Genomic DNA, 26,087 nt, shown 5'->3' on the forward strand with positions numbered 1-26,087 from the left:
TGGCCTCAGGCCGCGACGAGCAGGCCCTTGCGCTCGATGAAGGCGATCACCTGCGCCAGCCCGTCCTGCGTCTTGAGGTTCGTCATGACGTAGGGCTTGCCCTGGCGCATGCGCTGGGTGTCGGCCTCCATCACCGCCAGGTCGGCGCCCACGTGCGGGGCGAGGTCGGTCTTGTTGATCACGAACAGGTCGCTCTTGGTGATGCCGGGGCCGCCCTTGCGGGGGATCTTCTCGCCGGCCGCCACGTCGATCACGTAGACCGTGAGGTCGCTCAGCTCGGGGCTGAAGGTGGCCGCCAGGTTGTCGCCGCCGGACTCGACGAAGACGATGTCGGCATCCGGGAACTGCTCCAGCATCCGGTCGATGGCCTCGAGGTTGATCGAGGCGTCCTCGCGGATCGCGGTGTGCGGGCAGCCGCCGGTCTCCACGCCCATGATGCGCTCGGCCGGCAGCGCGCCGCTCACGGTGAGGAGGCGCTGGTCCTCCTTGGTGTAGATGTCGTTGGTGATGGCCACCAGGTCCCAGGTCTCGCGCATGGCCTTGCACAGCATCTCGAGCAGGGTGGTCTTGCCCGAGCCCACGGGCCCGCCGATGCCCACGCGCAGGGGCGGCAGTTTCTTGGTGCGGTTGGCGATGTGGTGCAGGCTCATGATCGGAAAAGGCGGGAGTACTGGTGTTCATGCCGGGCCGAGAGGATGGCCAGCATGGGGGAGAAGGCCTGCCGGTCCCCGTCGCCCAGGCAGAGGGCGAGGTCGACGGCGGGCGGGATTTCACGGGCGAGGCGCGCGAGGATGCGTTGCCCCGCGCTCTGGCCCAGGGGGACGGACTTGATCGCCGCCTGCATCATGTTCTCGGCCCAGCCGAAGGCGTAGGCCAGCACGATGGGGCGCACGCCGGCGCCGCTGGCGCTGGCGGCCAGCGCCCAGGCCACGGGGTAGGTCAGGCGGCCCGCGGCGGCCGCGCGCGCGGCGAGGTCGGGGCGCACGGACTTGAGCCACTCCACCAGGGAGCGGCCCATCTGCTCGGCCTGCAGGCGCAGCTCGGAGGTCTCGCGGGTGCGCAGGCACCAGTCGTCCAGCGCGCGCACGCGGTCCGTGTCGTCGGCCCGCCAGGCCGCCACGGCCTGGGCCACGACGGCGAAGTCGGCGCGCGCCAGGGCCAGGTGCAGCTGGTCGGCCAGCCAGTCGGCGGCGGTGGCCTCGCTGGCCACGCGGCCGGCATCGACCGCGGCCTCCAGGCCCTCGGAGTAGGAGAAGCCGCCCACCGGCAAGGCGGGCGAGGCGAGCCACATCAGCTGCAGCAGCGCGGCGTCGCCGGGCAGGGGCTCGGGCTTCGGCTCAATGCGGGTGCTGGTGTCCATGGCCGTGGGTGTGGTCATGGCCGTCGTCATGCTCATGGTCACAGGGGGCGTGGTCGCCATGGGTGTGCGAGGGCTCGTGGGCGTGCTTGTGACCGTGGTCATGGTCATGGTCATGGTCACTGGCATGTCCGTGGCCGTGCGAATGACCGTGGCCGTGCGAGTGCCCGCCATGGCCGCTGCCGTAGGCGCCGCCTTCGGGCTCGAAGGCCTCGCGGGCCTCGCGCACGATCAGGTGCATGGACCGCAGCATGTCGGCCAGCACGTGGTCGGGTTCGATCTTGAGGTGGTCCGGCCGCAGCTCGATCGGCACATGGCGGTTGCCCAGGTGGTAGGCCGCGCGGGTCAGGTCGAAGGGGCTGCCGTGCGCGGTGCAGTGGGTGATCACCAGCACCGGCTGCGGTGCGGCGACCACGCGCACCAGCGAGCCGTCTTCGGCCACCAGCACGTCGCCGCCGCGCACCGCGGTGCCGCGGGGCAGGAACACGCCGAGCTGGCGGCCCTGCGAGTCGGTGCAGTCGAAGCGGCTTTTCTGGCGCACGTCCCAGTCGAGTTCTACGGTGGCGGCGCGCTTGAGGAGGACGGAGGCCAGGCCGTGGCCGCCGGCCAGGACCTTGCCCACGGTGAGGATGTGGCTCATGGATCGGATTCGAAGGTGGAAGGGGCGGGGCCCCCACCACGTCGGATGCTGGGGGCGAGCCCGTATTCTGGGCCCGGCGCCCGTCAGAACAGGAAGTAGCGCTGCGCCATCGGCAGCACCTTGGCCGGCTCGCACGTGAGCAGCTCACCGTCGGCGCGCACCGCGTAGGTCTGGGCGTCGATCTCCATCTTCGGCAGCCAGGCGTTGTGCACCATGTGCTGCTTGCGCACGCGGCGGATGTCCTTCGCCGCGCTCACCACCTTGGACAGGCCGTACTGCTGCGGCAGGCCGGCGTCGAGCGCGGCCTGCGAGACGAAGGTGATGGACGACTTCGCCAGCGAGCCGCCGTAGCTGCCGAACATCGGCCGGAAATGCACCGGCTGCGGCGTCGGGATCGAGGCGTTCGGGTCGCCCATGGCGGCCATCGCGATGCTGCCGCCCTTGAGGATCACCGAGGGCTTGATGCCGAAGAAGGCCGGCTTCCAGATCACCAGGTCGGCCCACTTGCCGGGTTCGATGCTGCCCACCTCGTGGCTGATGCCGTGCGCGATGGCGGGGTTGATCGTGTACTTGGCCACGTAGCGCTTGGCGCGCGCGTTGTCGTGGCGGTCGGTGTCGCCGGGCAGCTTGCCGCGCTGGACCTTCATCTTGTGCGCGGTCTGCCAGCAGCGCAGGATCACCTCGCCCACGCGGCCCATGGCCTGCGAGTCGGAGGAGAACATGCTGATGGCGCCCAGGTCATGCAGGATGTCCTCGGCCGCGATGGTCTCCTTGCGGATGCGGCTCTCGGCGAAGGCCAGGTCCTCGGGGATGGCCGGGTCCAGGTGGTGGCACACCATCAGCATGTCGACATGCTCGTCGAGCGTGTTGACGGTGTAGGGCATCGTCGGGTTGGTCGAGGAGGGCAGGAAGTTCGCCTCGCCCACCACGCGCAGGATGTCCGGCGCGTGTCCGCCGCCCGCGCCCTCGGTGTGGAAGGCGCAGATGCCGCGGCCTTTCGTGGCGCCGATGGTGTCCTCCACGAAGCCCGACTCGTTCAGCGTGTCGGAGTGCAGGGCCACCTGGATGTCCATCTCGTCGGCCACGTCCAGGCAGTTGCTGATGGCGCTGGGCGTGCTGCCCCAGTCCTCGTGCAGCTTCAGGCCGATGGCGCCGGCGGCGATCTGCTCGCGCAGCGCCTGGGGCTGGCTGGCGTTGCCCTTGCCCATGAAGCCCAGGTTCATCGGGAACGCGTCGGCCGCCTGCAGCATGCGCTCCATGTGCCAGGGGCCGGGCGTGCAGGTGGTGGCGAAGGTGCCGGTGGCCGGGCCGGTGCCGCCGCCGAACATGGTGGTCACGCCCGAGGCCAGCGCCTCCTCGATCTGCTGCGGGCAGATGAAGTGGATGTGGCTGTCGATGCCGCCGGCGGTGACGATGCTGCCCTCGCACGAGATGATCTCCGTGCCCGGGCCGATGATGATGTCCACGCCCGGCTGGGTGTCGGGGTTTCCGGCCTTGCCGATGGCCACGATGCGCCCGCCCTTGAGGCCGATGTCGGCCTTGACGATGCCCCAGTGGTCCACGACCAGCGCGTTGGTCAGCACCGTGTCCATGGCGCCCTCGGCGCGGCTTCGCTGGCTCTGGGCCATGCCGTCGCGGATGGTCTTGCCGCCGCCGAACTTCACCTCCTCGCCGTAGCCGCCGGCGCGCAGGGTGTAGTCCTCCTCGACCTCCAGGACCAGGTCGGTATCCGCGAGGCGGACGCGGTCGCCCTTGGTGGGCCCGAACATTTCCGCGTAGGCGCGGCGCGAGATTCTGCTCATAGGGTTCCTTGCACCAGGCCGCGGAAGCCGACCACCACACGGTCGCCCGCGAACTCCACCAGTTCGACGGTGCGCTGCTGGCCCGGCTCGAAGCGCACGGCCGTGCCGGAGGCGATGTTCAGGCGCATGCCGCGGGCGGCGTCGCGGTCGAAGGCGAGCGCGGCGTTGGTTTCGGCGAAGTGGTAGTGGGAGCCGACCTGGATCGGCCGGTCGGCGGTGTTGCGCACCACGACCGTCGACGTGCGCCGGCCGGGGTTGAGGGCGTGGTCGCCGTCCTCGACGAGGAGTTCGCCCGGGGTCATCACTTGCCGCCGCGGGTGAACCACCAGGCCAGGCCGGCGAAGCCCACGGCCAGCAGCAGGCCGAGCGTGTCGGTGGCATGCCAGTGGCTGGCGCCGGCGATGCCGTGGCCCTCGTGGGCGAAGGCGGCGGTGGTCGCGGCCAGCGTGGCCGCGGCGAGGGTCAGTTGCTTGTTCATTCGGGGGCTCGGCTTCTCAAACGATCGGCTGGTGGACGGTGACCAGCTTGGTCCCGTCGGGGAAGGTGGCCTCGACCTGGATGTCGGGGATCATCTCGGCCACGCCCTCCATCACGTCGTCGCGCGTGAGGACGCTGCGGCCTTCGCTCATGAGCTGCGCCACGGTCTTGCCGTCGCGCGCGCCCTCCATGACGGCGGCGGTGATCAGCGCGATCGCCTCGGGCACATTGAGCTTGAGTCCCCGGGCCTTGCGCCGCTCGGCCAGCAGGGCGGCGGTGAAGATCAGGAGCTTGTCTTTTTCGCGGGGCGTGAGGTCCATGGCAGTTCCGGGATAACCGGCGGATGGTATTGCAAGGGGTGTGCCTGCGCGTCCGCCCTATGGCGTATGGCGGGCGCGGTTTTTGCACCTGCGCCCCGTGCGCGAATCCATCCCGATCCACCCCGTGCCCGCCGACGACGCGCCCCAGCGCGTCGTCAAGGTGCGCCGCGACTACAACGCCTGGGTGGCCCGCGAGACCATGGAGGACTACGCGCTGCGCTATGCCCCGCAGCGGTTCCGGCGCTGGTCCGCCTTCCGCGTGGCCAACACCGCCTTCGGCGCCGCCTCCTTCCTGGTGCTGGAGGCGGTGGGCGCCACGCTGCTGGTGCAGTACGGGTTCGTCAACGCCTTCTGGGCCATCCTGGCCACCGGGCTGATCATCTTCCTGGCGGGGCTGCCGATCAGCGTCCATGCCGCCCGCTACGGCGTCGACATGGACCTGCTGACGCGCGGCGCCGGCTTCGGCTACATCGGCTCGACGATCACCTCGCTGATCTACGCCTCCTTCACCTTCATCTTCTTCGCGCTGGAGGCCGCGGTCATGGCCTACGCGCTGGAGCTGGCCCTGGACATCCCGCCGGCCTGGGGCTACCTGGTGTGCGCGCTGGTGGTCATCCCCCTGGTCACCCACGGCGTGTCCGCCATCAGCCGCCTGCAGGCCTGGACGCAGCCCCTGTGGCTGGTGATGCTGGTGGTGCCCTTCGCGTATGTGGTGGTGCGCGATCCTGGTGCGTTTTCCGGCGTCGTGCACTACGGTGGTGAGAAGTCTCCGGTGCCGGGATTCGATCTGCACTCGTTCGGTGCATCCCTGACCGTGGGCATCGCGCTCATCACCCAAATGGGGGAGCAGGCCGACTACCTGCGCTTCATGCCGGCGCGCACGGCGGCCAACCGGCGCGCCTGGTGGGCGGGCGTGCTGGCCGGCGGCCCGGGCTGGGTGGTGCTGGGCGTGGTCAAGATGCTCGGCGGCGCCCTGCTGGCGTACCTGGCGATCTCGCACATGGTGCCGCCCGAGCGCGCGGTGGACCCGAACCAGATGTACCTGGCCGCCTATGAATACGTCTTCCCGCACTACGGGTGGGCGGTGGCGGCGACCGCGCTGTTCGTCGTGGTCTCGCAGCTGAAGATCAACGTGACCAACGCCTACGCCGGCTCGCTGGCCTGGTCCAACTTCTTCTCGCGGGTCACGCACAGCCACCCGGGCCGGGTGGTGTGGGTGGTGTTCAACACCCTCATCGCCTTCATGCTGATGGAGATGAACGTGTTCCAGGCCCTCGGCGACGTGCTGGGCCTGTACGCCAACATCGCCATCGCCTGGTTCATGGCGGTGGTGGCCGACCTGGTGGTGAACAAGCCGCTGGGCCTGTCGCCCCGGGGCATCGAGTTCAAGCGCGCGCACCTGTGGGACATCAACCCGGTGGGCGTGGGCGCGATGGCCCTGGCCTCGGTGCTGTCCATCAGCGCCCACCTGGGCCTGTTCGGGCCGATGGCGCAGGCCTTCTCGGCGCTGATCGCGCTGGGCGTGGCCTTCTGCGCGGCGCCGCTGATCGCCTGGGCCACGCGGGGCCGCTACTACCTGGCGCGCCCCGCGTCGCCGCCGGCCCCCGGGGGCGGCGCCGGCGAGGAGGCGGGCACGCCCCTGTCCGCGGCCTTGCGCCGCTGCGTGGTCTGCGAGCGTGACTACGAGGCGCCCGACATGGCGCACTGCCCGGCCTACCAGGGCGCGATCTGCTCCCTGTGCTGCACCCTGGACGCGCGCTGCGGCGACCTGTGCAAGCCGCACGCGAACCTGGCCTCGCAGTGGCGGGCCGCGCTGCGCTGGCTGCTGCCGCGCGCCGCCTGGCCCTACCTGGAGACCGGCCTCGGCCACTTCCTGCTGCTGGCGATGGTGATCGCGCCGGTGCTGGCGGCCATCTTCGGGCTGCTCTATCACCAGGAGCTGCAGGCGCTGCAGGACCAGGCCGGCGGCCTCGCCGCGCCGTTCGAGGCCACCCTGCGCAATGGCTTCCTCAAGGCCTACCTGGCGCTGCTGGTGCTGGCCGGCATCGTCGCCTGGTGGCTGGTGCTGGCGCACAAGAGCCGGCAGGTGGCGCAGGAGGAATCCAACCGCCAGACGCACCTGCTGGTGCGCGAGATCGAGTCGCACCGCCAGACCGACGCGGCGCTGCAGCAGGCCCGCCACGCCGCCGAGCAGGCCAACCAGGCCAAGAGCCGCTACATCAGCGCCATCAGCCACGAGTTGCGCACGCCGCTGAACTCCATCCTCGGCTACGCCCAGCTGATGGGGGAGGACCCGGGCATCCCGCCGCACCGCCGCCAGGCCGTCAACGTGATCCGGCGCGGGGGCGAGCACCTGCTCTCGCTGATCGAAGGCACGCTGGACATCGCCCGCATCGAGGCGGGCAAGCTGCGGCTGGAGGTGGGGCCGATGCGCTTCGCCGACTGCCTGCACGAGATGGCCGGCCTGTTCGAGCTGCAGGCCTCGGGCAAGGGCCTGGCCTTCCGCTTCGAGGCCGAGGGCACGCTGCCCGAGGTGGTGCGGGCCGACGAGCGCCGGCTGCGGCAGATCCTGATCAACCTCCTGGGCAACGCCATCAAGTTCACCGCGCAGGGCAGCGTCACCTTCCGGGTGCGGCACGGGCGCGAGATGGCGCAGATCGACATCGAGGACACCGGGCCCGGCATGACCGCGCAGGAGATCGAGCGGGTGTTCGAGCCCTTCACCCGTGGCGCCGGGGCCGTCGAGGCGGGCCCCGCGCCCGGCGCGGGCCTGGGCCTGACCATCGCCAAGATGCTCACCGACCTCATGGGCGGCGAGCTCACCGTGGCCAGCACGCCGGGGCAGGGCACCACCTTCCGGGTCCGGCTGTTCCTGCCCGCGGTGCAGGATGCGCCCGCGCCCCGGCCGGTGCCGCAGGCGCGCCACGGCTACGAGGGCCCCCGCCGCCGCCTGCTGGTGGTGGACAACGAGGAGGCCGACCGCGAGCTGCTGGTGCAGCTGCTCGAGCCCCTGGGCTTCGAGCTGCGCACCGCCGCCAGCGGCCACGACGCGCTGGACCTGCTGGCCGCCGGCCTCGTGCCCGACGCCATCTTCATGGACCTGGCCATGCCCGGCATCGATGGCTGGGAAACCATCCGCCGCCTGCGCCGCATGGGGCCCCTGGCGGCCACCCGGGTGGCGGTGGTCTCGGCCAATGCCTTCGACAAGGGCCTGGAGAACGGCCTGGGCATCCGGCCGGAGGACTTCATCGTCAAGCCGGTGCGGCATGGCGAATTGCTGGACTGGCTGCAGCGCGAGCTCGGCCTGCGCTGGCTGGCCGCGCCGCCGCCGGTGGCGGCGGCTCCCGCACCCGTGTCGCAGGCCGCCACCCGGCCCGACGCCGCCGCCCTCGCCAGCCTGCGCGAGCTCGTGCAACTGGGCTACCTGCGCGGCATCCTGAACCGGCTCGCCGAGATCGAGGCGGCGCAGCCCGCCAGCCAGGCGTTCTGCGAGCAGATGCGCGCGCTGGCCCGCGGCTTCGAATTCGAGACCATGGCGCGCCGCCTCGACGAGGCCGCCGCCCAGGAGAACCCCGCGTGAACCCCTTCGCCGGCCCCGCCGCGGGCGATCCCCTGGACCGCAGCCACGCCGACGTGGTGCTGGTCGTCGACGACGTCCCCGACAACCTCGCCGTGCTGCACGACGCGCTGGACGAGAGCGGCTACACCGTGCTGGTGGCCACCAGCGGCGAGGCGGCGCTGCAGCGCGCTGCGCAGGCCGTGCCCGACATCGTGCTGCTCGACGCGGTGATGCCCGGCATCGACGGCTTCGAGGTCGCGCGCCGCCTCAAGGCCTCGCCGGCGACCGCGCACATTCCCATCATCTTCATGACCGGCCTGACCGAGACCGAGCACCTGGTCGCGGCGCTGGCGGCCGGCGGCGTGGACTACGTGACCAAGCCGATCAAGCCCAAGGAGGTGCTGGCCCGCATGGGCGTGCACCTGCAGGGCGCGCGGCTGGCACGGCAGACGCGCAACGCGCTCGATGCCTTCGGCTACGCCAGCCTCACCGTCCGCGCCAGCGATGGCCGCCTGATGTGGCAGACCCCGCTGGCGCGCGACCTGCTCGCGGGCTGGTTCGGCGAGGAGATGGCCTTGCGCCCGTCCCACGTGCCGCAGGCCGTGGCGGACTGGCTGCGGCGCCATGCGCCGCAGGCGGCGCACCAGGTGGAGCCGCCGCGCCTGCCCTTCGAGGCCGGGGCGCGCCGCCTCACCTTCCGGCTGCACCGCCAGACCGGGGACGACGAGGCGGGTGGCGAGTGGCTGATCGTCATGCGCGAGGAGTCGGACGCCGCGGTCATCGAGGCCATGAGCCTGTCCTTCGGCCTGACCGCGCGGGAGGCCGAGGTGCTGTACTGGGTGGCCAAGGGCAAGATCAACCGCGACATCGCCGACATCGTGGGCGCGAGCCCCGCCACGGTGAAGAAGCACCTGGAGCGGGTGTTCGCCAAGCTGGGCGTGGAGACGCGCACGGCGGCGGCGGGGATGGCGATGAACCGGATCCGGCAGGTGAATCCGCAGTTCGAGGGGTGAGGGCGGGGCAGGAACCGCTCAGCAGGACCGGGTACTACGAACCGCGCGCCGGGCGGTCCGGCGCAAGCCTCCGGAGTTTGCCCATGTCCTCGTTCGTCGAAGCCCTCGTTTCCCAACCCACCTACCCCGCGATCCGTTCCCTGGAGACGCAAGTCAATCAGTGGGACCGTGGGAAGGTCACCGCCCTGCGAGACGGGCTCTACCTGTTCCAGGCCCCTTCGCGCTCCATGCGCCTGCAGGCCTGCCTGAGCGGCCTGCCCCTGGTCGGATGCCTGGTGCCTTCTTGGCAGCGCGCCAAGGCCACCTGCAATGAGTACGACCAGCGCCTGTGCCATGTGAATGCGCTCCTGGTCGGCCAGCGCCAATTCCTGATGGCCGAATACGGCGGCGCCGACGCGCTGCGCCAGGTGATGCGGGGTGAGGGCACGATGGATGCGGCAGTCCGCCTCACCGGCCGGACCGTGGACGACTTCCGCCAGATCGCGGGCGCGGAAATGGCAACGGACGAATTGCTCCAGGTCCTGCGAGCCGTGGCCCGCTATCGCGAGGGCGCAGCCATATTCTTCGAACTGGCCGGGAATGTCGCCGAGTACGACAAGCCGTTCGATGACCCTGCGACCTTGCGCCTGTACACCCATGGCCTGATGAATCTCGCCCTGGAAACCCATGTCGTTGCGCATCGCAATGAGACGGCCGATGTGGTCGGCCCCCAGGAGCGGCGCGAACTGCGACCCGAGGTGCGCCGCGAACTGCTCGCTGGCTTCCGGGCCAGGCTGGCGCACGCACAGTGGACGGCGGCGGACGGCGCCCTTCTGCGTCTCCACCAGCCACGCGCCCTGACCCCGCGCGAAGTCGATCGGCTCTGCGAGGCCTACTTGGCTGACAAGGGCATGCTGGCCCGGGGAACCCGCCTTCGCACGGATCCCGAGCCGGTGATCTGGCACGCCCCCCGCGTGCAACCCCTCGACGTCGCCGGCCGCGACCACAAGCACAACGGCTGACGCCGCCTCACCTTGCCACCGCGCGCCGCGGTGGCCCTCCCTCTCCCCGCTCCCTCCTCCCGCTTCCTTCCCCACGCATCCCGGCTCGCGCGACCAACCCGGCCATCGCCTGCGCCGTCCCCTCCCACGAGGTCCGGCCCACCACCTGCGCCATCGCCTCGGCATGGCAGGCCTGTTCCGCCTCACTGCGCCCCAGCACCGCCTCGCACGCCAGCAGGAAATCATCCGGCGCGTTCGCGATCGACACCAGGTGGCCGTACGGCTCCGCCACATCGCGGATCGGCGTGCTCACCGCCGGCTTGCCGCAGGCCATGTACTCCAGGGTCTTGGTGGGGCTGATGAAGCGCGTGGCCTCGTTCAGCGCGAAGGGCAGGAGGCACAGGTCCCAGCCCGAGATGAAGGCCGGCAGGTCGTCGTAGGCCTGCTGCCCCAGCCAGGCGATATTGGTACGCTGGGGCAGGGTGGCCGGGTCGATCTTGACCACCGGCCCCACCATCACCAGCTGCCAGTCCGGGCGCGCGTCGGCCAGGAAGGCGATGAGGTCCAGGTCCACGCGCTCGTCGATCACGCCGGCCCAGCCCAGTCGCGGTCGGGGCAGGCCGGCCTGCAAGGGGTGGTCGCCCGCCGCCCGCGCGAAGTGGTCCGCATCCACGCTGCTGGGAAAGCAGTGCACGCTCGGATGCCGGTCCTTCTTTGCGTGGAACAGGCTGGGCCCGCCGGTGAAGACCAGGTCCGCCGCCTTGAACAACGCGCTCTCCCGCTGCAGCAACTGCCTGGGCGCGTGGCGGAACGCGCTGAGTTCGTCCATGCAGTCGTAGACCACCGCGCGGGGTGACAGGTCGGCCGCCAGCGGGTAGGCCATGGGCGTGTAGAACCAGGTGCGGTAGTCCTCGATGCGTGCCTCCCGCAGGGCCTGGCCCAGCATCGGCTGCAGGGTGGCGAGGTGGTCGTCGTGGAAGCCCGGCGCCGCTCCGGTCACGTGCGGCCGCCAGACCTGCACGCCGGCGCAGGGCGTGATCCGCTCCAGCCAGGCCCGCTCCGCGCACGCCACCGGTTCCTCCACGAACACCACGGGCCATCGCCGCGCCAGCCGCGACAGCAGGTGCTGCGGCCGCTGCCAGACGAAGTTCCAGCGCAGGTGCGAGAAGGCGACGAGGTGTTCCATGGCAAGTCCTCCGGACCGGCCCACTCTAAGCCGCGGTCCCTCGGCCATGGGGCGATCGGCCGGCGCGTCCGACACCGGTCAGCCTGTGCGCCTACAGCCAGGCCTGCCGGCCGTGTACGCCACGTGGCGTATTGGCCGGGACGGACCGGCTTCCTACGATGAGTCCCATCGATGCGAAAGGCCGCAACCGCAGCCGCAGCGCCGATCCGAATGTCTTCCAACCATCCCCCTGGAGTCCGCATGCAACGTCGCTTCACCCTCAAGGCCCTCGCCGCCGCCACCGCGCTGGGCGCGCTGGCCAGCGCCCCCGCCTTCGCCCAGTCGGGCGGCACCATCAAGGTCGGCATCCTCCACAGCCTGTCCGGCACGATGGCGATCTCCGAGACCGTCCTGAAGGACACCGCCCTGATGGCGATCGAGGAGATCAACGCCAAGGGCGGCGTGCTGGGCAAGAAGCTCGAGCCCGTCGTCGTCGACCCGGCCTCCAACTGGCCCCTGTTCGCCGAGAAGACCAAGCAGCTGCTCACGCAGGACAAGGTCGCGGTGATGTTCGGCTGCTGGACCTCGGTGTCCCGCAAGTCGGTGCTGCCCGTCGTCGAGGAGCTGAACGGCCTGCTGTTCTACCCCGTGCAGTACGAGGGCGAGGAGCTGTCCAAGAACGTGTTCTACACCGGCGCCGCGCCGAACCAGCAGGCCATCCCCGCGGTGGAATACCTGATGTCCAAGGAAGGCGGCGGCGCCAAGCGCTTCGTGCTCCTGGGCACCGACTACGTGTACCCCCGCACCACCAACAAGATCCTGCGCGCCTTCCTGAAGTCCAAGGGCGTGAAGGATTCGGACATCGACGAGAAGTACACCCCCTTCGGCCACAGCGACTACCAGACCATCGTCGCCGATATCAAGAAGTTCTCCGCCGGCGGCAAGACGGCTGTGATCTCCACCATCAACGGCGACTCCAACGTGCCGTTCTACAAGGAGCTGGGCAACGCCGGCCTCAAGGCCAAGGACGTGCCGGTGGTGGCCTTCTCCGTGGGCGAGGAGGAACTGCGCGGCGTCGACACCAAGCCGCTGGTGGGCCACCTGGCCGCCTGGAACTACTTCATGTCCGTGAAGAACCCGGCCAACGACGAGTTCACCAAGAAGTGGGCCGCCTACGCCAAGGCCAAGAACATCGCCGGCCACAAGGACAAGCCGCTGACCAACGACCCGATGGAAGCCACCTACATCGGCGTCTACATGTGGAAGCAGGCCGTCGAGAAGGCCAAGTCCACCGACGTGGACAAGGTCATCGCCGCGATGGGCGGCCAGACCTTCAAGGCTCCCTCCGGCTTCACCGCCAAGATGGACGAGAAGAACCACCACCTGCACAAGCCGGTGTTCATCGGCGAGGTCAAGGCCGACGGCCAGTTCAACGTCGTGTGGAAGACGCCCGGCCCGGTGAAGGCCAAGCCCTGGTCGCCCTTCATCGAAGGCAACGACAAGAAGAAGGACGAGCCGGACGGCAAGTCGAAGGTCTAAGACCCCCCGAAGCGGCTTCGCCGCCTCCCCCCAGGGGGCGGCGCGGCCGCTTGGGGCGGCCCGGCGCGGCGCGCCCCCGCGCGCAGTTCCTCATTCCTGATTCCCCATGCTCCGAATACTTGCCCTGTTGTTGGCGCTTTCGTCCGCCTGTGCGCACGCCCTCACCGCGGACGAAGCCCGGTCCATCGCCCTCGGCGAGGCCGACGCCCGCATCGCCGCCCTGAACAAGGCCGTCGCCACGGCCGACGACAAGACCGCCGCCTTCCTGCAGGCCCTGGCCGACGACGCGGTGAAGACCGCCGGCGACAAGGTCTTCATCGTCAAGGACGGCAAGGGCACCGACCCCGTCACCGGCCAGCCCGCCGAGGTCCCCGCCGATGCCGAGGACGTGGTCTCCAACAACCGCATGCGCGGCGAGATCGACACCGCCCTGGGCGCGATCCGTCTGTTCTCGCCCGACGAGAAGCTGCGCGCCGCCGCGGTGAAGGCCCTGGCCGCCGAGCCCGACGCCTCGCGCCTGCCCCTGATCGAGAAGGCGCTGCAGTCGGAGACCGTGGCTTCCATCCGGTCGCAGCTGGCCCTGGCCCGCGCGGCCCTCCTGCTTTCGAGCGAGGACCCGGTCCGCCGCGCCGAGGCCGCGAAGGCCCTGGCCGACAGCCGCGACCCGGCCACACGGACCCTGCTGCTCGAGAAGATCAAGGACGAGACCGATTCCGCCGCGAAGTCCGCGATGCAGGTCGCCCTGCGCTCGGTGGAGTCCTCGCTGGCCTGGGCCGACCGCGCCGGCCAGGTGTTCTCCGGCCTGAGCCTGGGCTCCATCCTGCTGCTGGTCGCCCTGGGCCTGGCCATCACCTACGGCCTCATGGGCGTGATCAACATGGCCCACGGCGAGCTGATGATGATCGGCGCCTATGCCACCTGGCTGGTGCAGGTCGCCTTCCGCAAGTACCTGCCCGGCGCGTTCGACTGGTACCTGGTGGCCGCCGTGCCCGTGGCCTTCCTGGCCTCGGCGGTGATGGGTGCGATCCTCGAGCGCAGCGTGATCCGCTTCCTCTACGGCCGCCCGCTGGAGACCCTGCTGGCCACCTGGGGCATCAGCCTGGTGCTGATGCAGCTCGTTCGCAGCGTCTTCGGCGCGCAGAACGTGGGCGTGGAGAACCCGAGCTGGATGTCCGGTGGCGTGGCCGTGATGGGCAGCCTGCAGCTGCCGTGGAACCGCATCGTCATCATCGGCTTCGCGCTGGCGGTGCTGGGCGGCATGGCCTGGCTGATCGCCCGCACCCGGCTGGGCCTGTTCGTGCGCGGCGTCACGCAGAACCGCCCCATCGCCTCCTGCATGGGCGTGAACACCGCCCGCATCGACACCTACGCCTTCGCCCTCGGATCGGGCATCGCCGGGCTCGCCGGCTGCGCCCTGAGCCAGGTCGGCAACGTCGGCCCGGACCTCGGCCAGAACTACATCGTGGACTCGTTCATGGTGGTGGTGCTGGGCGGCGTGGGCCAGCTCGCCGGCACGGTGTACGCCGCGCTGGGCCTGGGCATCCTGAACAAGTTCCTCGAAGGCTGGGCCGGTGCGGTCCTGGCCAAGATCGCCGTCCTCGTGTTCATCATCGTGTTCATCCAGAAACGCCCCCAGGGCATCTTCGCGGTCAAGGGCCGCAGCGCGGAGGCCTGATGCGTTCGCCCGACCTCTCTCCTTCGGTGCTGCTGCCCGCCCGCGCGCCCCTGCTGTCGCAGCGGGGCTGGGCCGCGTTCCTCGTCGCCCTGGTCGCGGTGTGCGCCGTCGCGCCGGCCCTGAACCTGCTGGTGCCCGAGGGCAGCCTGTTCCACCTGAGCGACTACGCCGTCGCCCTCGTCGGCAAGATCATGTGCTACGCCATCTGCGCGCTGGCCATGGACCTGATCTGGGGCTACACCGGCATCCTCTCGCTGGGCCACGGCCTGTTCTTCGCCCTGGGCGGCTACGTCATGGGCATGTACCTGATGCGGCAGATCGGCCGCGACGGCAACTACAAGAGCGACCTGCCGGATTTCATGGTGTTCCTGGACTGGAAGACCCTGCCCTGGCACTGGACCTTCTCCGACAGCTTCATCGCCACGCTGCTGCTGGTGGTGCTGGTGCCGGGCCTGATCGCCTTCATCTTCGGCTTCTTCGCCTTCCGCTCGCGGATCAAGGGCGTGTACTTCTCGATCATCACGCAGGCGATGACCTTCGCCGCGATGCTGCTGTTCTTCCGCAACGAGACGGGCTTCGGCGGCAACAACGGCTTCACCGACTTCAAGCGCATCCTGGGGATGCCCCTGGCCACGCCGACGATGCGCATGGCGCTGTTCGTGATGACGGGCCTGGCGCTCCTGGGCTTCTTCCTGTTCGCCCGCTGGCTGGTGAACGCCAAGTTCGGCCGCGTGCTGCAGGCGGTGCGCGACGCCGAGTCGCGGGTGATGTTCTCGGGCTACAACCCGATCGGCTACAAGCTCGCGATCTGGGTGATCTCCGCCGTCATGTGCGGCGTGGCCGGCGCGCTCTATGTGCCGCAGGTGGGCATCATCAACCCCGGCGAGATGAGCCCGGCCAACTCGATCGAGATCGCGGTGTGGGCTGCGGTGGGCGGCCGCGCCACGCTGCTGGGCCCCATCGTCGGCGCCTTCCTGGTGAACGGCGCCAAGAGCTGGCTCACCGTCACGGCGCCCGAGTTCTGGCTGTACTTCCTCGGGGCGCTGTTCATCGCCGTGACGCTGTTCATGCCCGAGGGCGTGGTCGGCCTCGCCAGGAAGCTGGCACGCAAGGGAGACAAGGCATGACGCCCGACCTGATGGACCTGGGCGCGCAGCGCATCGAGACGCGCATCCAGAAGAACGCGCGGGCCACCGCCGCCGGCGGCGACGCCGGCTTCGGCCGGGTGGCCGTGCCGGGCGAGGTGGACACCACCCACGGCCGCATCCTGTACCTGGAAGACGTGAGCGTGAGCTTCGACGGCTTCAGGGCGATCAACAAGCTCTCGCTGGACATCGCCCCCGGCGAGCTGCGCTGCATCATCGGCCCCAACGGCGCGGGCAAGACCACGATGATGGACATCATCACCGGCAAGACCCGGCCCGACGAGGGCACGGTGTTCTTCGGCTCCACCATCGACCTGCTTCGCTACAAGGAGGCCGAGATCGCCCAGCTGGGAATCGGCCGGAAGTTCCAGAAGCCCACGGTGTTCGAACAGCTCACCGTGTTCGAGAACCTGGAGCTGGCGCTCAAGACCGACAAGGGCGTGAAGGCCTCGATGTTCTTCCGCCTGGACTCGGCCCAGGGCGACCGCCTCGCCGAGGTGCTGCGCACCATCCACCTCGAGGCCAGCGTCAACCGCCTGGCCGGCACCCTGAGCCACGGCCAGAAGCAGTGGCTGGAGATCGGCATGCTGCTGATGCAGGACCCCAAGCTGCTGCTTCTGGATGAACCCGTGGCCGGCATGACCGACGAGGAGACGGCCCGCACGGCGGAACTGTTCCTCTCCCTCAAGGGCAAGCATTCGCTGATGGTGGTGGAGCACGACATGAGCTTCATCCGCACCATCTCCGACATCGTGACCGTGCTGTGCGACGGCTCGGTGCTGGCGCAGGGCACGCTGGACCAGGTCCAGGCCGACGAGCGCGTGATCGAGGTCTACCTGGGACGCTGACTCCCCACACACACATGCTCGAAGTCAAGGACATCAACCAGTACTACGGCGGCTCGCACATCCTGCGCAACGTCGGCCTCGAGGTCCCCGGCGGCCAGATCACCGTGCTCCTGGGGCGCAACGGCGTGGGCAAGACCACGCTGATGAAGTCGCTCATGGGGCTGGTGCCGATCAAGACCGGCAGCATTACCCTGGACGGCGAGGCCGTCCACGGCCTCACGCCCTACCAGCGCGCGCGCGCCGGCATCGGCTTTGTGCCGCAGGGGCGCGAGATCTTCGCCCGCCTCACGGTCGAAGAGAACCTGCGCATGGGGCTGGCGTACAAGCCGGCGTCGACCCCGATCCCCGAGCAGCTGTTCGCGCTGTTCCCGGTGCTCAAGCAGATGCTGCACCGCCGCGGCGGCGACCTCTCCGGCGGGCAGCAGCAGCAGCTGGCGATCGCCCGCGCGCTGGCGGCGCGGCCCCGGCTGATCATCCTGGACGAGCCCACCGAGGGCATCCAGCCCTCGATCATCAAGGACATCGGCCCCGTGCTGCGCACGCTGGCGGACGAAGGCCTGGAAGGCCAGCGCATGTCGGTGCTGCTGGTGGAGCAGTACTACGACTTCGCCGAGGAACTGGCCGACCACTACCTGGTGATGGAGCGCGGCGAGGTCATCGCCCGCGGGCCGGGCAGCGAGATGCCGGCCAAGGGCATCCGGCAGCTCGTCGCCATCTGAGGCGCTGCGGACGAATCCGCCGCGCCCGCTCAGGGCCTGCCCTTCACGCGCCGGAACTGCTCCTGGTTCACCCCGGAGTGCGCGCCGCGGTCGCCCCCCTCGGCCTCCTCGAAGCCGCCCGGCGGGGCCTCGCGCTCCCCCTGGTTGCCATAGGGCTGGCGGCCCCGGCCCTCGTCCCAGCTCACCTCGTTGCGAAAGCCGTGTTCCGCCTTCCCGGGCGGGCGCTGCTTTTGCGCGTTGGGCGTATCCCGGCGGGGCATGGCGCTACTCCTGGGTCTGGGCCGGCGCGTCGGGCGACTCGGGCGCCGGCGCTTCCATCGCGGGGTCAGGCTCCTGCGGCATCGGGGCCTGTTCCACGGATTCCGGCGGCGCGGCGGGGGTGGCCGGCGCGGCGGGGCCGCCCAGGGTGGCCGCGGGTTCGGGCGGCAGGGTCACCACGTACTCACGCAGCAGCCCGCCGCCGGCCACGCTGCCACTCAGGCCGGTGGCGCCCAGCACGCGCTCGCGGCAGGCGTCCTGGTCCACCGCCTCGCGGTGGGCGTTGCAGCGCGCCAGCGCGTTGGCCTGCAGGTCCCCCTGCGTCGTCAGCGCGCCGCGGCGGCGGTCGGCCTGGGCATGGCGGGCCTCGCGCAGGCAGGTGGCCCGGTCCTCGCCGGTGCGGCCCTCGCGGCAGGCCTGCACCTCCTGGCGGTAATCGCCCGAGCTGTCGAGGGCGCTGGTGTCGCCGTGGACGGCGGTCGAGGGCATGGCGGGCGGCGCGGCCTGCGCGCGCCGCGCGGCGGCGTCATGCGCGGCGGCGGCGGCCGGCCAGGCGAGCGCCGCGGCCAGCAGCCAGGCCGGTCCGTGGCCGGCCGGGGAGAGCAGGAGGAATCGGTGCATCGGTCGCCTTCCAGGTCATTGCGGGCCGCGCAGTCTAGGAAGCCGGCCATGGCGTGCTGCGCCGGAAGGCGGGTCGCATCCGGGCAGGCCGCGGGCGGGGGCGGCTGTAGGACGGGCGCGGTGGCCCCGGCCCGTCCGCGCGGCCCGGGGGGCGACGGTCAGGGCGTCACAGCGCCCAGGTGCGCGGCGGGTTGGCCGGCAGGCCCCACAGCGCCGGCCGCCACGCATTGCGCACGGCCTTGAGCAGTTGCATGGCCGGCTCCACCACCGGCGCCAGCACGCGCACCGCGACCACCCTCGGCCCCGGGGCGGTGGCCCCCGCGAACGCGCGCAGCGGGTGCGCCTCGATGACCTCGCGCGCCACGGCCAGGGCCTGTTCGCGGCGCTCGCGCCCGAGGTCGCTGCCGGCGGCGAGGAATAGCGTGGCGAGGCAGCGGTGCCCCGCCAGGCCCAGCGGGCCATCGAGCAGCCGGGCATCGGCGGCGTCGATGCGACCGCGCTCCAGCCAGCCGCCGGCCAGCTCGAGGTGCTGCTGCAGGCTGCCCGCGACGAAGGGCTGCCCGGACTCGGGCAGGCCCAGCGCGGTGATGTCCCAGCCGATGCACTCGGCGCCGGGCGCCAGGTCCAGCTCGAGCCGGTTCTCGGCGCGGCAGCCGCTGTAGCACAGGGCCTCCATCGGCAGCCACTCCAGCCGGGCGCCGGTCGCGAGGCGCAGGCGCACCTGCTGCACGGCGGCCTCGCCCTCGGAGCGGTAGAAACGCCCGGCCCCGGGCGTGGTGACGAGGCCGTGCGTGCCCTCGGCCGCGGTCACGGTGATGTCCAGCCGGTCGCCGGCGACCAGGCCCGAGGGCGGGTGCACCAGCACGTTGTGGCAGATCGCGTCGCCCTCGGGGTAGAGGCTCTGCAGGATGCGCAGCGGACCCTCGTGGCGGAACATCGCGACGCTGCGGGCGTCGCGACGGGTGTAGTCGAGTTCCAGGCGGGCGTGCCAAGTCATGGCTGCGGAGTGTACGGGCCGCGCAACGCGCTCACCGCTTCCAGAAGCCCTCGTGCGGCACGCGGGCCTCCTCCAGCAGCGCCGGGCCGATGCACTCGATCGGGTGGGGCGAGGCCGCGAACACGTCGCGGCAGGACAGCTGCGCGTCGCGCTGCTCGGCGCGCTCGCCGCGGAACACCCGCAGCGACACGGCGTCGATGCCGAACACCACCCGGCCGATGTTGGCCCAGAAGATGGCCCCCGCGCACATGACGCAGGGCTCGCCCGAGGAGTAGATCGTGGCCCCTGCCAGGCGCTCTCGCGAGTGCCTCGGCGACGCCATCCGCACGGCGTTGGTCTCGGCATGGCCCGTGCAGTCGCCCGTCTCGGTGGTGTCGCACCAGGCGCTGGCCAGCACCTCGCCGTCATCGGCGACGATGACCGCACCGAACGGGCGGTTCCCCCGCTCGCGGCCCTGGCGCGAGAGCGCGATGGCCTGCCGCAGGTACAGCGCGTCGCGTTCGTCGAGCGTCGCGCTCATGCCCGCACCATCCGCTCGGCGCGTGCCGGCAGCATCGACCGGTTGAACACGCCGTCGGCCGAGGGCCGCACCTTCAGGCCGTAGACCTCGGCGACTTCCTCGACCTGCTGCTCCAGCGTGAACTTGTTGAAGTCCCCGAGCCCGTGCGAGGCCGTGTCGCGTGCGCCCACGTACTGCGCGGTGATGCGCCAGCGCTCCAATTCGACCTTCTCGTCGATGATGGGCTCGCGCTGCTTCACCGCGGCGATCGACGGGACGGGGTTGGCGAAAGTCTCCAGCAGCGCCCGGCTGGTGGCCCGCAGGAATCCGGCCACCGCCTGCGGCTGCTGGATGATCATCGCGTTGCTCGCGAGGATGGCGTTGCCGTAGAGGTTCAGGCCGGCGCTGGCATAGGGCAGGACCACCAGTTCCTCCGCCTTCATGCGCGTGAACAGAGAGAGCGCGGAATCGTGGAAGTAGGTCGCGGCGTCCACGTCGCCGCGCACCATCACGTTGTCGCGGGCGCTGAAGTCGGTCGTGACCCACTGGAGCATGTCCGGGCGCGCCCGCAGCTTGCGCGCCACCATGGGCCAGTTGCGACGCGTGGCCTCGACCGCCGCGGCGGCCACGCGCTTGCCCTCGAGGCTGCGCCAGTCGCTCGTGATGCCGCGGTCCCTGCGGCCGATGATCGTGAACGGTGCGCGGTTGTAGTACTGGAACACGGCCTGCACCGTCGGCGTGCCCCCGTTCTGGGCATGGAACTCGATCAGCGAGCTGATGTCGCCCAGCCCCATCTGGTAGGCGCCGCTGGCGATGCGGGTGATGGAGGCGACCGAGCCCGCGCCGGTATCCAGCGTCACGTCCAGGCCCTCGTCGCGGTAGTAGCCCTTGGCCTGTGCCAGGAAGAAGGGCGCAACCTGGCCGTTGACGCGGAAGTCGAGGGTGAAGCGGATGGGGGTCAGGCTGCCTTGGGCTCGGACTGCGGGGGCAGACAGGGTGGCGGCCGCGGCGGTTGCGGCGAGGAACAGGCGACGCTGCATGAGGGATCTCTCCGGAAAGGACAAGCGAGCTTGAAGGTCCCGCGGCGGCAGGCCACGGGGCGACAAGAGCAATTTCCGGGCTTCCCGAACCAGGACGGTGCGGGAGAGGCTGAACGCTTCTACTCTTGCGGCCCGACCAGCACCATCCGTGCCAGCGTCGGATGGTCTGGACATTGCTAAGGGGTTGGCAGAGTAGAAGCGTTCACCGACCCATGGGGGGCCGGCCGGAAATTGCTCTGGACCGCGGCCCGATGCCGCCCGGAGAACACGCACCCATGCTCGTCACACGCCAACCCGTCTTCCGCAAGTTCTGGCATGCCGTCATGCCCCTGTCGGACCTGCAGGACGGCCCCAGGTCCTTCACCCTCCTTGGCCAGGATCTCGTCCTCTTCATCGGGCCCGACGGCCAGCCCGCCGCGCTGCGTGATCGCTGCTGCCACCGCACCGCGCGCCTGTCCAAGGGCTGGTGCATCGACGCCGCCGGAGCGCCTTGCGGCACCGGCCACATCCGCTGCGGCTACCACGGCTGGACCTACGACGGCACCGGCCGGGTGGTCCAGATTCCGCAGTACGGTGCCGACCGAGCCATCCCGCCCGACTACCGCGCGCAGGCCTTCCACTGCACGGCCCGCTACGGCTACGCGTGGGTGGCGCTGGAGGATCCGGTGGCCGACATCCCCGAGGTGCCGGAGTTCGGCGCGGCGGGCTGGCGCACCATCTTCCAGTTCCATGAGCGCTGGCAGACGAGCCCGATGCGTGCGCTGGAGAACTCCTTCGACAACTCGCACTTCAGCTTCGTGCACCGTGCCACCTTCGGCGTGGCTGCGCGCCCCGCGCCGAGCCGCTACGAGCTGGTCGAGCGCGAGACCGGCTTTGCCGCGGAGACCGTGATCGAGGCGGCCAATCCGGAGCGCTTCCGGCGCATCAGCGGCGTCAGTGACCCCATCACGACGCGCCACATGCGCAATGCCTACTTCCTGCCGTTCTCGCGCCGGCTCGACATCGAATACCCCTCGGGCATCCGCCATGTGATCATCAACTGCTTCACGCCCATCGACGACGGCAGCATCCAGCTGTGCCAGTGGCTGTTCCGCAATGACACCGAGGAGGACTGCCCGGCGCAGATGCTGATCGACTTCGATGCCGAGATCACCCGGGAAGACAAGGACATCCTCGAGTCCACCGACCCCGACGCGGTGGTCGACCTGCGCCGCCGGGGCGTCGAGTACTCGATGGACTCGGACCGCCCCGGCATCCTGATCCGGCGCAAGCTGATGGAGGTGCTCGCGCGCGCCGGCGAGGAGGAGATCCACGCGGGCAACTGCGGCGGCTGACGCGGCGGCCGGACGCCGCGGTGACGCGGCATGGACCCGGCATGAAAAAGGGGCGCCCGAGGCGCCCCTTTCTCCAGGATGACCGCCATCCCGTGATGGCGAAGCGGCCGGCTTCAGTGGCCCTGCGAGCCGCGGTGGGCCCAGGCCGTGGTGTGCTTCTCCACGTACGAGAACAGCTCGTACATCGCCATCGCCATCGCGCCCACGACCACCAGGCCGGCGAAGGCCAGGCCCATCTGCATGGCCGAGCCGGCGGAGATCAGCAGGTAGCCGATGCCCTCGTTGGCGGCGGTCATCTCGGACACGGTGGTGCCCACGAAGGCCAGCGTGATCGCCACCTTGAGGGAGCCGTAGAAGTACGGCATGGAGCGGGGCAGGCCCACCTTCACCAGCACGTCCCAGCGCTTGGCGCCCAGCACCCGCAGCACGTCCTCCAGCTCGGGCTCGAGCGTGGCCAGGCCGGTGGCGATGTTCACCGTGATCGGGAAGAACGAGATCAGGAAGGCGGTGAGGATGGCGGGGCCGATGCCGATGCCGAACCACACCACCAGGATCGGCACGAAGGCCGCCTTGGGCAGGGCGTTGAACGCCGTCATCAGCGGGTAGACCGCGGCATAGGCGATGCGCGAGCTGCCGATCAGGAAGCCCAGGAGCACGCCCACCACGATGGCGATGCCGAAGCCCGCCATCGTCACCCAGAAGGTGCGCCAGGCATGGCCCGCGATCACCCCGCGGTACTCGATCAGCTGGTCCCAGATGCGGGCCGGGCTGGGGAAGACGAACTCGGAGACGTTGAACGCCGAGCACAGCACCTGCCAGATGATGATCGTGGCCACCAGCAGGATCCAGGGGGACCAGCGTTCGACCTGTTTGGATGTCTTGCTCATTGCGCCACCTCCGCGCCCTGCTTGCGCATCGCGCCGATGTGGCCGCGAAGCTCATGGACGATGTCGGTGAATTCCTTGGTGTAGGTGACCTCCAGCTCGCGCGGGCGCGGCAGGTCGATCTCCTTGCGGACCACGAAGCGGCCCGGGCTCTTGCTCATGACGTAGATCGTGTCGGCCAGGAAGACCGACTCGCGCAGGTCGTGCGTGACCAGGATCACGTTGAACTTCTGCTCGGTCCACAGGTCGCGCAGGATGCACCACAGCTCCTCGCGGGTGAAGGCATCGAGCGCGCCGAAGGGCTCGTCGAGCAGCAGCATGCGCGGCTCGTGGATCAGGGCGCGGCAGATGCTCGCGCGCTGCTGCATGCCGCCCGAGAGCTGCCACGGGAACTTGTCCTCGTAGCCGGCCAGGCCCACCTTGCGAAGCAGCGCGCGGGCGCGTTCCTCGTACTCGGCGCGCTTTTGCTTGAAGGTGGAGCGGTAGGGCTCCACGATCTCCAGCGGCAGCAGCACGTTGTCCACCGTCGTGCGCCAGGGCAGCAGCGACGGCGCCTGGAAGGCCATGCCTGAGATCTTCAGCGGCCCGGTCACCGGCTCGCCGCCGATGGTGATCTTGCCCATGGAGGGCATGCGCAGGCCGGTGGCCAGCTTCATGAAGGTGGACTTGCCGCAGCCCGAGGGCCCGACGATGGCGATGAACTCGCCCTCGCGCACCTTCAGGTCGATGGCCTCGACCGCGAAGTGGTTCTTCTTAAGAAGCTCGTCGTTGTAGGCGAGCCAGACGTCCTGGAAGTCGACGAAGTAATCCGCGCTCATCACTTCTTGGTCGAGGTGGGAGCGGCGGCCTTGGGCGCCGGCAGGATGTTCAGTTCGGCCTTGGCCGGCAGGAAGGAGCCGTTCCAGATCGTGTCGGCATTCACGCGGGTCTTGGTGTTGAAGGCATCGGAGACCTGCGACGCCATCAGCGAGAGGCGGCCGGGGTTGATCTGGCCGAAGCCCTCGGCGCGCGCGTCGGCGCTGTTGATCACGGTATCGACCGCGATCTTCAGGCGGCGCGTCTCGAGTTCGGCGTTGATGATGCCGTCACGCGCCTTCACGTACTCGATGCTGGCGGCGGGGTTGGCGATGACCTCCTTGGCGCCCTTGGTGAAGGCGGACAGGAAGGCCTTCACCGCGGCCGGGTTCTCCTTGAGGATCTTGGGCGAGGCGATGATGACGTTGCCGTACAGCTTGACGCCGAAATCGGCGTAGGGCAGGGTGACCACGTCCTCGAGCTTGACGCCGCGGGCCTCGAGGTTCAGCAGCGAGGTGAAGGTGAAGCCGGTGATGGCGTCCACGTCGCCGCGGGCCAGCATGGTCTCGCGCAGCGGCGGGTCCATCGCGGTCCAGGTCACGGCGCCGATGGCGTTGGCCTTCTGGAAGATCGGGAAGGCGCGGCGGCCGGCGTCGAACACCGGGGCGCCCATCTTCTTGCCATTGAGGTCGCCCGGGGCCTTGATGCCGGACTTCTTCAGCGCCATCACGGCGGCCGGCGTGTTGTTGTAGACGACCATGATCGCCACCGGCTTGTTCGGCGCGTCCGGGTTGTTCGCGTGGAACTCCATCAGGGCGGCGAGGTCGGCGAAGCCCAGGTCGTAGGTGCCCGAGGCCACGCGGGTCACCGCGCCGCCGGAGCCGTTGCCGGCGTCCACCGTCACGTCGAGCTTGGCGTCCTTGAAGTAGCCCTTGGCGGCCGGCAGGAGGAACAGGGCGGAGGGGCCCTCGAAGCGCCAGTCCAGCTGGAACTTGATGGGGGTCAGGGCCTGCGCGTGGGCGGCGCCGACGGTGGCGGCGAAGGCGAGCGAGGCAGCGGCCTTGAGAATGAAGCGTTTGGTATTCATGGCGACTCCAGGGAAGGTATTTGCAGTGATTGCAGACAGGACGAGGGAAGCAAGATCAATGCCGAGACGCCCCAAAACGGGGAGGCCGATGCCAGCGGTCAGGCGATTCCGACGGCCCGATGCGCCCTGCGCGCACGGCGGACCTGTATACGCGACTACCCGCGGCCGCGACGGCCGCAACCATATTGCCTTGGCCGGCTCCCGGTCCATCAACACAGCGCCCGCCGCGGCGAAGGAGTGTCACCATGAATTTCCTGATCTGGCTCATCGTGGGAGGCGTCGTCGGGTGGCTGGCGAGCCTCATCATGCGCACCGACGCGCAGCAGGGGATCCTGCTGAACGTGATCGTGGGGATCATCGGCGCCTTCATCGGCGGGTGGGTGGTCTCGCCCATGGTGGGCGTGGGCACCATCAACGAGGGCATCAGCATCGGCTCGGTCCTGGTGTCGCTGGTGGGCGCCGTGATCCTGCTGGCCATCGTCAACCTGTTCCGCCGGGGACGGGTGCGCTGAGCCTAGGAGGCCGGCCGCAGGATCGCGGCGAGGTCCGGACCCCGCGGGTCCAGGTGCAGGTTGCGTTCGACGCTCGCGAGGTGCTGCTCCATCAGGCGGGCGGCGGCGCGGGCGTCGCGGCGTTCCAGGGCCGCCACGATGTCCTCGTGCTCCGACTGCGAGTGGCCGGCCGAGTGGGAGGACTGGTACATCAGCGAGATCAGCTGCGAGCGTGACAGCAGGTCGGCCACCATGTCGGCCAGGACCTCGTTGCCCAGCATGCGGGCCAGCACCACATGGAAGTCCGCCAGCAGGCGGGTGCGGCCCGAGACGTCCGACTGGCTCACCGCCTGCCGCTCGTTGCGCAGGTGGGTCCGCAGCTGCGCCACCTGGGCGTCGGTGATGCGCGCGGCGAGCTGGCGCACCATGCTGCCCTCCACCATCCGCCGCACCTCGAACACCTGGCGCGCCTCCTCCACGCTGGGCGTGGAGACGAAGGCGCCGCGCGCGGGCTCCAGCGTGACCAGCCGGTCGCGACTGAGCTGGTTCAGCGCCTGGCGGACCACCGTGCGCGAGACCGAGAACAGGTCCGCGATCTGCTGCTCGGCGAGCTTGGTGCCGGGGGTCAGCCTGCGCTCGATGATGGCGCTGGTGATGGAATCCACGATGCGCTCGGTCGAGGTGGCCGCTGGCGCGGGGGAGCGGCCGCTGGCGCGGGCATCGACGAGGCGGACGGGGGTGGCAGGCGTGCGGGACATGGTGGGCGGTCCAATTTGGCAGTTTAGACGGCATACAGGCCCTCAGGGAATCCCCGTACAGCTCTGAACACAAAGCTGTATACG

At 70.2% G+C, this 26,087-nt stretch carries 27 protein-coding genes; 10 read left to right on the forward strand and 17 right to left on the reverse strand.

The genetic code is table 11. From position 1 onward, the window contains the following. Positions 1-5 precede the first annotated feature (5 nt). From ureG to ACFQZY_RS14140, 7 genes are all read right to left on the reverse strand, one after another. Complete coding sequence (ureG, locus tag ACFQZY_RS14110; protein WP_377416836.1) at positions 6-650, reverse strand: urease accessory protein UreG; 645 nt, start codon at positions 648-650, stop codon at positions 6-8. Then, positions 647-1,378, reverse strand: a complete 732-nt coding sequence (locus ACFQZY_RS14115) for an urease accessory protein UreF (protein WP_377416838.1) — start codon at positions 1,376-1,378, stop codon at positions 647-649. Before ACFQZY_RS14115 ends, ureG begins: the two co-directional genes overlap by 4 nt. Beyond that, positions 1,338-1,988: an urease accessory protein UreE gene (gene ureE / locus ACFQZY_RS14120; protein WP_377417259.1), complete on the reverse strand. Its 651-nt coding sequence runs from the start codon at positions 1,986-1,988 to the stop codon at positions 1,338-1,340. The genes ACFQZY_RS14115 and ureE overlap by 41 nt, the downstream gene beginning before the upstream one ends. A gap of 92 nt (positions 1,989-2,080) precedes the next feature. Beyond that, positions 2,081-3,799 carry an urease subunit alpha gene (ureC, locus tag ACFQZY_RS14125; RefSeq protein WP_377416840.1) on the reverse strand — a complete coding sequence of 573 codons (1,719 nt, stop codon included), beginning with the start codon at positions 3,797-3,799 and terminating at the stop codon, positions 2,081-2,083. Beyond that, positions 3,796-4,101, reverse strand: coding sequence for an urease subunit beta (locus tag ACFQZY_RS14130; RefSeq protein WP_377416842.1), 306 nt, complete (start codon positions 4,099-4,101; stop codon positions 3,796-3,798). Before ACFQZY_RS14130 ends, ureC begins: the two co-directional genes overlap by 4 nt. Beyond that, on the reverse strand, positions 4,101-4,277 hold the full coding sequence (locus ACFQZY_RS14135; RefSeq protein ID WP_377416844.1) for a hypothetical protein: 177 nt from the start codon (positions 4,275-4,277) through the stop codon (positions 4,101-4,103). Before ACFQZY_RS14135 ends, ACFQZY_RS14130 begins: the two co-directional genes overlap by 1 nt. 16 nt (positions 4,278-4,293) lie before the next feature. Next, positions 4,294-4,596, reverse strand: coding sequence for an urease subunit gamma (locus ACFQZY_RS14140; RefSeq protein ID WP_377416846.1), 303 nt, complete (start codon positions 4,594-4,596; stop codon positions 4,294-4,296). A gap of 199 nt (positions 4,597-4,795) precedes the next feature. On the opposite strand from ACFQZY_RS14140, the gene ACFQZY_RS14145 reads away from it, so the two are divergent. From ACFQZY_RS14145 to ACFQZY_RS14155, 3 genes are all read left to right on the forward strand, one after another. Beyond that, the gene (locus ACFQZY_RS14145; protein WP_377417260.1) at positions 4,796-8,176 is read left to right on the forward strand and encodes an ATP-binding protein; all 3,381 of its coding nucleotides are present in this window, start codon (positions 4,796-4,798) and stop codon (positions 8,174-8,176) included. After that, a complete protein-coding gene (locus ACFQZY_RS14150; protein WP_377416848.1) occupies positions 8,173-9,168 on the forward strand; it encodes a response regulator in 996 nt (331 codons plus the stop codon). Before ACFQZY_RS14145 ends, ACFQZY_RS14150 begins: the two co-directional genes overlap by 4 nt. A gap of 83 nt (positions 9,169-9,251) precedes the next feature. After that, positions 9,252-10,169: a hypothetical protein gene (locus ACFQZY_RS14155; protein WP_377416850.1), complete on the forward strand. Its 918-nt coding sequence runs from the start codon at positions 9,252-9,254 to the stop codon at positions 10,167-10,169. A gap of 7 nt (positions 10,170-10,176) precedes the next feature. On the opposite strand, the gene ACFQZY_RS14160 is transcribed toward ACFQZY_RS14155, so the two are convergent. Next, entirely contained in the window at positions 10,177-11,334 is a 1,158-nt protein-coding gene (locus ACFQZY_RS14160) for a glycosyltransferase (protein ID WP_377416852.1), read from the reverse strand. 240 nt (positions 11,335-11,574) lie between these two features. Between ACFQZY_RS14160 and urtA the strand changes: the two genes are divergently transcribed. The 5 genes from urtA (at position 11,575) to urtE (ending at position 17,239) form a co-directional block, all read left to right on the forward strand. Beyond that, positions 11,575-12,852, forward strand: a complete 1,278-nt coding sequence (gene urtA, locus ACFQZY_RS14165) for an urea ABC transporter substrate-binding protein (protein WP_377416854.1) — start codon at positions 11,575-11,577, stop codon at positions 12,850-12,852. Positions 12,853-12,958: 106 nt separating this feature from the next. Continuing rightward, positions 12,959-14,527, forward strand: a complete 1,569-nt coding sequence (gene urtB, locus ACFQZY_RS14170) for an urea ABC transporter permease subunit UrtB (RefSeq protein WP_377416856.1) — start codon at positions 12,959-12,961, stop codon at positions 14,525-14,527. Next, entirely contained in the window at positions 14,527-15,654 is a 1,128-nt protein-coding gene (urtC, locus tag ACFQZY_RS14175; RefSeq protein WP_377416858.1) for an urea ABC transporter permease subunit UrtC, read from the forward strand. The genes urtB and urtC overlap by 1 nt, the downstream gene beginning before the upstream one ends. Beyond that, positions 15,651-16,520 carry an urea ABC transporter ATP-binding protein UrtD gene (gene urtD / locus ACFQZY_RS14180; RefSeq protein ID WP_377416860.1) on the forward strand — a complete coding sequence of 290 codons (870 nt, stop codon included), beginning with the start codon at positions 15,651-15,653 and terminating at the stop codon, positions 16,518-16,520. The genes urtC and urtD overlap by 4 nt, the downstream gene beginning before the upstream one ends. A 14-nt stretch (positions 16,521-16,534) precedes the next feature. Beyond that, a complete protein-coding gene (gene urtE / locus ACFQZY_RS14185; protein WP_377416862.1) occupies positions 16,535-17,239 on the forward strand; it encodes an urea ABC transporter ATP-binding subunit UrtE in 705 nt (234 codons plus the stop codon). Positions 17,240-17,268: 29 nt separating this feature from the next. Here the strand turns inward: urtE and ACFQZY_RS14190 are convergent, their stop codons facing one another. The 5 genes from ACFQZY_RS14190 to ACFQZY_RS14210 form a co-directional block, all read right to left on the reverse strand. Further along, on the reverse strand, positions 17,269-17,499 hold the full coding sequence (locus ACFQZY_RS14190) for a hypothetical protein (RefSeq protein ID WP_377416864.1): 231 nt from the start codon (positions 17,497-17,499) through the stop codon (positions 17,269-17,271). Positions 17,500-17,503: 4 nt separating this feature from the next. Further along, a complete protein-coding gene (locus tag ACFQZY_RS14195) occupies positions 17,504-18,118 on the reverse strand; it encodes a hypothetical protein (RefSeq protein ID WP_377416866.1) in 615 nt (204 codons plus the stop codon). Positions 18,119-18,284: 166 nt separating this feature from the next. Further along, positions 18,285-19,115 carry an urease accessory protein UreD gene (locus ACFQZY_RS14200; RefSeq protein ID WP_377416868.1) on the reverse strand — a complete coding sequence of 277 codons (831 nt, stop codon included), beginning with the start codon at positions 19,113-19,115 and terminating at the stop codon, positions 18,285-18,287. 31 nt (positions 19,116-19,146) lie between these two features. Continuing rightward, complete coding sequence (locus tag ACFQZY_RS14205; protein WP_377416870.1) at positions 19,147-19,635, reverse strand: nucleoside deaminase; 489 nt, start codon at positions 19,633-19,635, stop codon at positions 19,147-19,149. Further along, entirely contained in the window at positions 19,632-20,654 is a 1,023-nt protein-coding gene (locus tag ACFQZY_RS14210; protein ID WP_377416872.1) for an ABC transporter substrate-binding protein, read from the reverse strand. Before ACFQZY_RS14210 ends, ACFQZY_RS14205 begins: the two co-directional genes overlap by 4 nt. Positions 20,655-20,929: 275 nt before the next feature. On the opposite strand from ACFQZY_RS14210, the gene ACFQZY_RS14215 reads away from it, so the two are divergent. After that, a complete protein-coding gene (locus ACFQZY_RS14215) occupies positions 20,930-21,988 on the forward strand; it encodes a Rieske 2Fe-2S domain-containing protein (RefSeq protein WP_377416874.1) in 1,059 nt (352 codons plus the stop codon). Between the two features lie 113 nt (positions 21,989-22,101). Here the strand turns inward: ACFQZY_RS14215 and ACFQZY_RS14220 are convergent, their stop codons facing one another. From ACFQZY_RS14220 to ACFQZY_RS14230, 3 genes are read right to left on the reverse strand one after another with little or no spacing between them, the layout of a single operon-like run. Then, positions 22,102-22,875 (reverse strand): ABC transporter permease, encoded by a 774-nt coding sequence (locus ACFQZY_RS14220; RefSeq protein WP_377416876.1) that lies wholly within the window; start codon positions 22,873-22,875, stop codon positions 22,102-22,104. After that, complete coding sequence (locus ACFQZY_RS14225) at positions 22,872-23,690, reverse strand: ABC transporter ATP-binding protein (protein WP_377416878.1); 819 nt, start codon at positions 23,688-23,690, stop codon at positions 22,872-22,874. The genes ACFQZY_RS14220 and ACFQZY_RS14225 overlap by 4 nt, the downstream gene beginning before the upstream one ends. After that, entirely contained in the window at positions 23,690-24,754 is a 1,065-nt protein-coding gene (locus ACFQZY_RS14230; protein ID WP_377416880.1) for an ABC transporter substrate-binding protein, read from the reverse strand. Before ACFQZY_RS14230 ends, ACFQZY_RS14225 begins: the two co-directional genes overlap by 1 nt. Positions 24,755-24,999: 245 nt before the next feature. Between ACFQZY_RS14230 and ACFQZY_RS14235 the strand changes: the two genes are divergently transcribed. Further along, on the forward strand, positions 25,000-25,266 hold the full coding sequence (locus ACFQZY_RS14235; RefSeq protein ID WP_377416882.1) for a GlsB/YeaQ/YmgE family stress response membrane protein: 267 nt from the start codon (positions 25,000-25,002) through the stop codon (positions 25,264-25,266). Positions 25,267-25,268: 2 nt separating this feature from the next. Here ACFQZY_RS14235 and ACFQZY_RS14240 read toward each other — a convergent pair whose 3' ends face one another. Then, complete coding sequence (locus tag ACFQZY_RS14240; RefSeq protein ID WP_377416884.1) at positions 25,269-26,003, reverse strand: GntR family transcriptional regulator; 735 nt, start codon at positions 26,001-26,003, stop codon at positions 25,269-25,271. Between the last annotated feature and the right edge of the window lie 84 nt (positions 26,004-26,087).

This window comes from Ramlibacter sp. GCM10027632 (assembly GCF_042675325.1).
GTDB lineage: Bacteria > Pseudomonadota > Gammaproteobacteria > Burkholderiales > Burkholderiaceae_C > Ramlibacter.